General features: G+C 43.2%; 4 protein-coding genes. 3 read left to right on the forward strand and 1 reads right to left on the reverse strand.

Annotated elements, in window-relative coordinates; translation table 11 throughout:
- Window positions 1-95 precede the first annotated feature (95 nt).
- The 3 genes from gggC (at window position 96) to O3605_RS05305 (ending at window position 3,984) form a co-directional block, all read left to right on the forward strand.
- A complete protein-coding gene (gene gggC / locus O3605_RS05295) occupies window positions 96-1,646 on the forward strand; it encodes a streptosactin export ABC transporter GggC (protein ID WP_049485975.1) in 1,551 nt (516 codons plus the stop codon).
- Window positions 1,647-1,663: 17 nt separating this feature from the next.
- Complete coding sequence (locus tag O3605_RS05300) at window positions 1,664-2,848, forward strand: ryptide export MFS transporter (protein WP_371585429.1); 1,185 nt, start codon at window positions 1,664-1,666, stop codon at window positions 2,846-2,848.
- 98 nt (window positions 2,849-2,946) lie between these two features.
- Window positions 2,947-3,984 (forward strand): zinc-binding dehydrogenase, encoded by a 1,038-nt coding sequence (locus O3605_RS05305; RefSeq protein ID WP_371585432.1) that lies wholly within the window; start codon window positions 2,947-2,949, stop codon window positions 3,982-3,984.
- 56 nt (window positions 3,985-4,040) lie between these two features.
- Here O3605_RS05305 and O3605_RS05310 read toward each other — a convergent pair whose 3' ends face one another.
- Window positions 4,041-6,755, reverse strand: coding sequence for a DEAD/DEAH box helicase family protein (locus O3605_RS05310; RefSeq protein ID WP_371585433.1), 2,715 nt, complete (start codon window positions 6,753-6,755; stop codon window positions 4,041-4,043).
- Window positions 6,756-6,881: the final 126 nt, after the last annotated feature.

Consider the following 6,881-nt stretch of genomic DNA (forward strand, 5'->3'; position numbering starts at 1 on the left):
AAGTGCTATAATTTTTACAATCAGTCCATAGAATCCGACTAAATGGGATAAGGAACAGTTATTAGTAATAGACTCTGTAGAAAGGATTAGCTGCCATGTTAAAAAAATTCATTTCTAAAAAACATTTGCTTCTCTATTTTAGTTTCATTGTTGTGACCTGGCTGGAAGCCATTATCATGCCATCCTTGGTATCGATGATTGTGGCGAGCTTTGAGAAGAAGGCGCTGAGTGAATTATGGATGGCACTAATCGTTGGGATCGTCGGTAATTTTATTATTCTGGTTGGGTTGGCTGGGAAACGGTATTACTATGCAAGGTTAGTCGCAGATTTTACCTTGACCATGAAAGAAAAATTATTTCACCATTTTTTGTATGGTAAAAACGGTGAAAAAGAGGAGATCCTGTCTCATCTTGAAAACGATGTGAAACAACTTGAAACATCTTATCTCGAGCCAGCCGTTATTATCATTTCATCTCTTGGCTTTACAATGGTTTCCATGATCTATGCTCTAGCAACGAATTTTTGGTTGGGTTGGATTTTTATTTGTTTTTACTCTATTCCTGCTCTCTGTAGTAGTATCGGTAGTAAACAATTAGATCGTATTTCAGATGAAAAAACACTCTCAAATGAGGATTACCTCTCTCAAACTACTAATATAATTGGTGGTGTAAGAGTCATTCAAAATTATGGGGCCGGGGATTTCTTTTTTCATCGATTTAAAAAAGTTTTGGGAAAAAGAGTTGAGCAAGACATTCGGTATGAACGACAACGGACAATCAACACTATCCTTATTAATAGTATTGATGCGTTTTGTTCGGTTGTTCCAATCATTATCGGTGGGGTGATGACCTATTATGATTACTTGTCTGGTGCCAGCTTTGTTGCAATTTATCTAGTTTCCCATAATATCGGCTATCAATTTAATGAACTTTCCTATTTTATCAATACTTACAAGTCGACTGAACAACTGAGGGAACGTTACTCTTTTCTACTTCAAGATACAAGTTCACAGATGGATGACCAAGCTTCGGTTCCTCTTTTTCCTATCGTTGCAGATCATGTTTCTTTGCGGTTTGAAGATAAAGTACTCTTTAAAAAACTATCTTTAGAAATCAAAGCAGGAGAGAAAGTTGCTCTGATTGGCCCAAGTGGCTGTGGAAAGTCTACCTTGTTGAACCTTCTTTATGGTCAAGTATCTCTAGATTCAGGAAGTGTGACCTACGATGGTCAGACTTTAGCACAGGAGCAGATTGCACGATCGGTTTCCTATATTTTACAAGACTCCTATATTTTTGATGGGTTGTCACTGGAAGACAATATCACCCTTGGGAAGGCCCTAGACAAACTAAAGATGGAACAGGTTTTGGATCGAGTAAACTTAGCATTTTTAAAGGGACATCTTCTATATGGGGAGCAGCTTTCTGGTGGGGAAAAGCAACGTCTAGAAATTGCTCGTAGTTTGTACCACAATAGTGACTTGATTTTAGCAGATGAAGTCAAAGCCAATCTGGACAAAGAGAATGCTCGTCAAATTTCAAGGATCCTACTACGTCTTCCACAAGCCCTTGTGGAGGTGATTCACCATTATGATGATGAGATACTAGCTCAATACGATCAAGTGATCGATTTATCTCATGAAGATTGATAAAAAGGAGAGATACGATGTCTCGTTCCTTTGTGAAATTATTAGTTTCCCAATTGTTTGCAAATTTAGCGGATATTTTTCTTAGGGTATCCCTTATTGCAAATATCTTTGTTATAACTAAATCGGTAATTGCTACCTCAATGGTTCCGATTCTCATCGGATTGTCAGCATTCATGGCAAGTTTTTTAGTCCCCTTGGTGACCAAAATAATTCCCTTAAATCGAGTTTTATTTTTGACTCAAGGAGGAAAAACAGCTCTAGTGGCAATTCTCGTGGCACTGTTTACCAAGTTTCAATTCGTACCAGCCGTGGGGATGTATGTCTTTGTAATTGCTATTTCTATCTTAGACGGCTTTGCAGCACCGGTTTCTTATGCCATGATTCCTCGATATGCTACAAATTTGGGAAAGGCAAATGCCGCTTTGTCAATGAGTGGTGAGGGAGTTCAATTAATTGGTTGGGGACTGGGAGGACTCCTTTACGCTTTGGTTGGTCTATTTTCCACAATGTTGCTAGTCCTATTCTTTTATCTTCTCTCTACTTTTGTGATGCTCTTTCTTCCTCAGGCTAAAATAGAGCAGTTAGAAGCGGAGACCAATCTGGATACTCTTGTCAAAGGTTGGAGCTTAGTGGTGAAAAATCCTCCATTAAGGTTATTGGTACAAGCAAATTTATTGGAGAATTTTTCTAATACAATCTGGGTTTCATCTGTGATTCTTGTTTTTGTAACCGAGGTGTTGCAACAGACTGAAAGCTACTGGGGCTACTCCAATACAGCCTATTCTCTGGGAATTATTTTAGGGGGAATGATTGTTTTCAACTACTCTGAAAAGTTTTTAGCTCACAAATGGAAAAGTATTTTCTTTCCGCTTGTCGCAATAGTAGCCGTCACAGGCAGTATCCTGTTTTTCTCAACTGTAGAAACATTTTTACTTTTTTCAGCTGGAATCGGCTTCTTGTCTCAATTGAAAGAAGTCCCCGAAAGTGTCTTCCTTCAGGAAACGGTTGATGAAAATCAGTTAGTGCATGTCTATTCTGTATTTGAAGTCATTTCAACCCTTGCTTTTTCAATTTTCGTCTTTTTGATGAGTTCTATGACAGAGTATTTCGGGATTCGGACAGTTTTCTATTTGGCAATGATCGCTACACTCTTTGAAGCAGCCTTGATATATTGTAAAAGAGATCTGTTAAACAAAGGTTGATAAGAGGGAGTAGGTAATTAGGAAGGACTGCTACTTACAAATTAGGCGATAAAAGTGTATACTAGAAGACAGTAAGCAATAGAAAGTAGGTCGTCCCTATGAAGAAAACAGTCTATACAAAAGCTGGGCAAGTGGGTCTCGTAGAAGTGGAGCGCCCACGCATCGAAGCACCAGATGATGTCATTCTCCGCATCGTTCGCACCTGTGTCTGTGGTTCTGATCTTTGGAGCTACCGCAATCCAGATATTGAAGAGGGACGCCAAAATAGTGGTCACGAAGCCATTGGGATTGTGGAAGAAATCGGAGAAGCTATTACAACAGTCAAACCGGGAGACTTTGTCATCGCCCCTTTCACCCATGGGTGTGGGGAGTGTGATGCCTGTCGTGCTGGCTATGATGGAACCTGTGACCGCCATATTGGGACCAATTGGTCTTACGGGGTGCAAGCGGAGTACATGCGTTTCGAGTATGCTAACTGGGCCCTTGTCAAAGTTCCAGGGCAACCATCTGATTATACAGAAGCCATGCTCAAATCCTTCTTGACGCTAGCGGATGTCATGCCGACAGGCTACCATGCGGCGCGTGTGGCTCATGTAAAACGGGGCGACAAAGTGGTCGTTATCGGAGATGGGGCTGTTGGCCAATGTGCTGTCATTGCAGCTAAGATGCGGGGAGCATCGCAAATCGTCCTTATGAGCCGTCACGAAGACCGCCAACAAATGGCTCTGGAATTTGGAGCGACCGCCATTGTAGCAGAGCGTGGGGAAGAAGGGATTGCCAAAGTTCGTGAAATCCTTGGTGGGGGAGCAGATACTGCTCTTGAATGTGTCGGTACCGCGGCAGCTGTCGATCAAGGCCTTGGGGTGCTTCACAATGGTGGTCGCTTAGGCTTCGTCGGTGTTCCACACTACAAGAACCGTGCGCTTGGATCGACCTTTGCGCAAAATATTTCTGTTGCAGGAGGCGCTGCTTCCGTGACAACTTATGACAAACAGTTCTTGCTGAAAGCAGTGCTTGACGGCGATATCAATCCAGGACGCGTCTTTACGCACAGCTATAGTTTAGAAGAAATCGACCAAGCCTATAAAGATATGGATGAACGTAAGACCATCAAGGCTATGATTGTCATTGAGTAACAAAAAAATTCTAGTAGAGGTTGTCTACTAGAATTTTTTTGTAGTGAAATCAGTTCTTATTTCAAATTCGACATCACTTGTTTCTTGGTGAAGGTGCGCTCTTGTTTGTTGGCGAGTGCCTTGATGCGTGCATCTAAAAGAACAGCACGGCCTTCAGCACTTCGGGTATAGACGAGGTCATACTTACCCAGGCTCTTTCGGATCTGCTCAAGAAAGGCTTGTGCCTCCTCTTTTCGTTTGTCAAAGAGGCTTGGCACGGCGAAATATTCTGTCTGATCAGATACCTTTTCTTGTGCTTTCAGGATATAGCGCTGATTTTCAATGGGTGCGAAAAATTCGATCATGGTTTGCGAAAAGAGTTCTTTCTCCCGCATGGTTCCGCCCTTCAAATAAATCAGCATGTGGATGGCATCCTTTCTGTCTCGTACAACTTGGATGCGACTCTCCTGGGTTTGAATCTGTCCAGAATCTAATAAGGCTTGACGGACAGCCTCTCCAAATACTTCCAAGCGTTTATAAGGGCTCTTATAGAGATAGTAGCGCAGCCAAGCAAGGAGTGCGAGGAGAGCTAAGAAGAAGAGAAAAATCAGAGAAACTGTATTCCTTCCTCCTCTATATGAATAGTAAATGAGATTGGCGAAAGCATCGGTCAAAGTGCAGGCCGTTAGCCATCGAGCTAGCTTTCTGGCATCAAAAAATAGGGCGAGAGGTAGGAAGTGTTTATCTACTTGGACCTCATTTGCAATCTCCATATCCTCTGAAATAGGAAGGGCTTTTTGCCAGCCATTCCGGAGTTCTTGACGATGGGTAGAGCGCTCTAAGGTCTCTTCGTTGAGTTTCTGTAACTGTTTTTTAGTATAGCGGATATTGTCAAAGGCCAGACGTTCGATACCGGATTCGATGAAGGGCTCCTTGTAATGGAGACCTAAAAATTGCTTCATTCGTCTTTCTAAGAGCTCCAGATCAGGACTATATTCTTTCAGCTGATCAGTGAGGGCTTCGATTTCTTCCTTTTCAAGATCGGATTTTTCATACCATTTCTTTAGAGAAAGATTGATGGAGACCAGGTGCCAGATATTACTGGTCTTGTCTGGATCCTCAGGCCACACTCGGATGGCACGACCCCGCATTTGGTTGCTGAGCATGAAACTGCCGACAAAGCTCGCTAGGATCAGAGAGTTGACGCAAGGAGCATCCCAGCCTTCTCCTAGAAGGGACTTGGTTCCAATGACGACTTGGATAAGCCCTTCTTGAAAGAGCTGGGTCACAGCTGTCACCAAATCATGTTGAGAACCAACCAAGCGAACCTTGAGAAAGTCATCAGGGGATAATTGGCCGACACTTTGGTATGTCAGTCTGTCCGAACCTAGAAGCTCTTCTAGTCTTGACTTAGCAACCGTTGGTATGATGACGATGCTACCTGTTAAGACAGCGATGGCAGGAGGGGTCGTTAGCTCGATGCTTTCCCTGCGAATAGATTCGAAATAAGAGAGCACTCCCAATTGAGTAAATTGGGCGTCCTTATCTCCTAGATGAACTTCAAAATCTTGACGAATATAGTCTGTTAGTACCAGTTGGCGAAGTCGGCTTCCAAGAGCCTGGTATTCCGCCTTGAAAATCTCTCGAACCGCATTGAGTTTTCCGAGGGATTGGTTGAGCAGGAGGTCTTGTTTTTTGTTGCGGACCAGTTTGACCTGTTTTCGATCGATTAAGCTGGCTGCTTTTAGTTCATGGAGGACTTGCTTCTCGTATTCCTCTGGTAAATTATACCAGTGAGATACCTGAAAGAGCAGACCTTGCAGGAGAATTTCAAGCCAGTCCATGGTGAAAGCAGGTAGTTTCTTAGCTCCTAAAAGGTCCTGGAAACGTTTGGGAAAGACGATTCCCTTGCTTCGAAGAAAGATCAGGGTAGCAGAGAGATACTTGGGATCATTGAGCAATTCATCATCGCTGATCTGACCCGATAAGGCTCGGCAGTTTTGGAGGTATTGGCAAAAGAGGGGATCGGAAGTCAGTTGTTGCAAGAGAGCATTCTTTTGTTGGCTAAAGGCATCCAACTGCTCTTGCTCTTCCTTGGTTGGAAAGGCAAAGTAGACATAGTCCTGATGGGGACAAAGGGTTTCTTCCTTGACCAATTCGGGAACCGTAATTTCCTCGTCAATTTCACCACACATGCGGATATAACGATCCCAAAGGGCAGGGTCTCCTTCATAGGGAGGGGTAGCGGTGAGGGAGATCATCTTTAAGTCAGGGAAGGCTTGACGAAAGGCTTCCAAACTCTTCCACCATTCATTGCGCAAGTGGTGGCACTCATCTAAACAAAGGGTCCCGAGTGAGATGGATTTGAAAGTAGTAAAGATATCAAAGCCTTTGAAATCAAATGTTTCAATCTCTGCCTGGTCATCGGTATCTTCAGCTTGCGATTGACCGACGACTTGGTTCATGGCGCTGTGTAGGGCCTGATAGGTAGCCACTGTAATCAGCTTAGGATGTTTGAGGTCCTGAGAGATCAATTGCTCCGCTTGGCTTTCATCACTTAGGAATGCTTGGATAATCCGGTCCACCCATTGCTGACGAATGGTGACTGTAGGAGCTAAGATCAGGGTTGGCTGGCCGAAGCGTCTGATAAATTCGATTCCCAGGGTTGTTTTTCCAGAGCCAGGAGCTGCTACCAAATGTAGGTGGCCATCCGCCATAAAAGCGTCACTCTTATCGAGAACGCGTTTTTGATAGTGTCTCCATTGGCCTGTAAAGGCTAGTTCTTGTAACATAGGTTTCCTCCCTTGTACTGTCCCCATTATATCATAGCGGAGAACAAGAATCTTTTGGTAGAAGTTGAAGAATCTAACATTCCTGATGAAAATGGCAAACAGGAATCATTCGTACAGAGCTAAAAA

It is taken from the genome of Streptococcus sp. 27098_8_99 (genome assembly GCF_041431935.1).
GTDB classification, from domain to species: domain Bacteria; phylum Bacillota; class Bacilli; order Lactobacillales; family Streptococcaceae; genus Streptococcus; species Streptococcus parasanguinis_D.

Bases quoted from the DNA above. Each gene is read 5' to 3' on its own strand.
- O3605_RS05305 (WP_371585432.1), top strand. From the start codon at position 2,947: ATGAAGAAAACAGTCTATACAAAAGCTGGGCAAGTGGGTCTCGTAGAA.
- O3605_RS05300 (WP_371585429.1), top strand. From the start codon at position 1,664: ATGTCTCGTTCCTTTGTGAAATTATTAGTTTCCCAATTGTTTGCAAAT.
- O3605_RS05310 (WP_371585433.1), bottom strand. From the start codon at position 6,755: ATGTTACAAGAACTAGCCTTTACAGGCCAATGGAGACACTATCAAAAA.
- gggC (WP_049485975.1), top strand. From the start codon at position 96: ATGTTAAAAAAATTCATTTCTAAAAAACATTTGCTTCTCTATTTTAGT.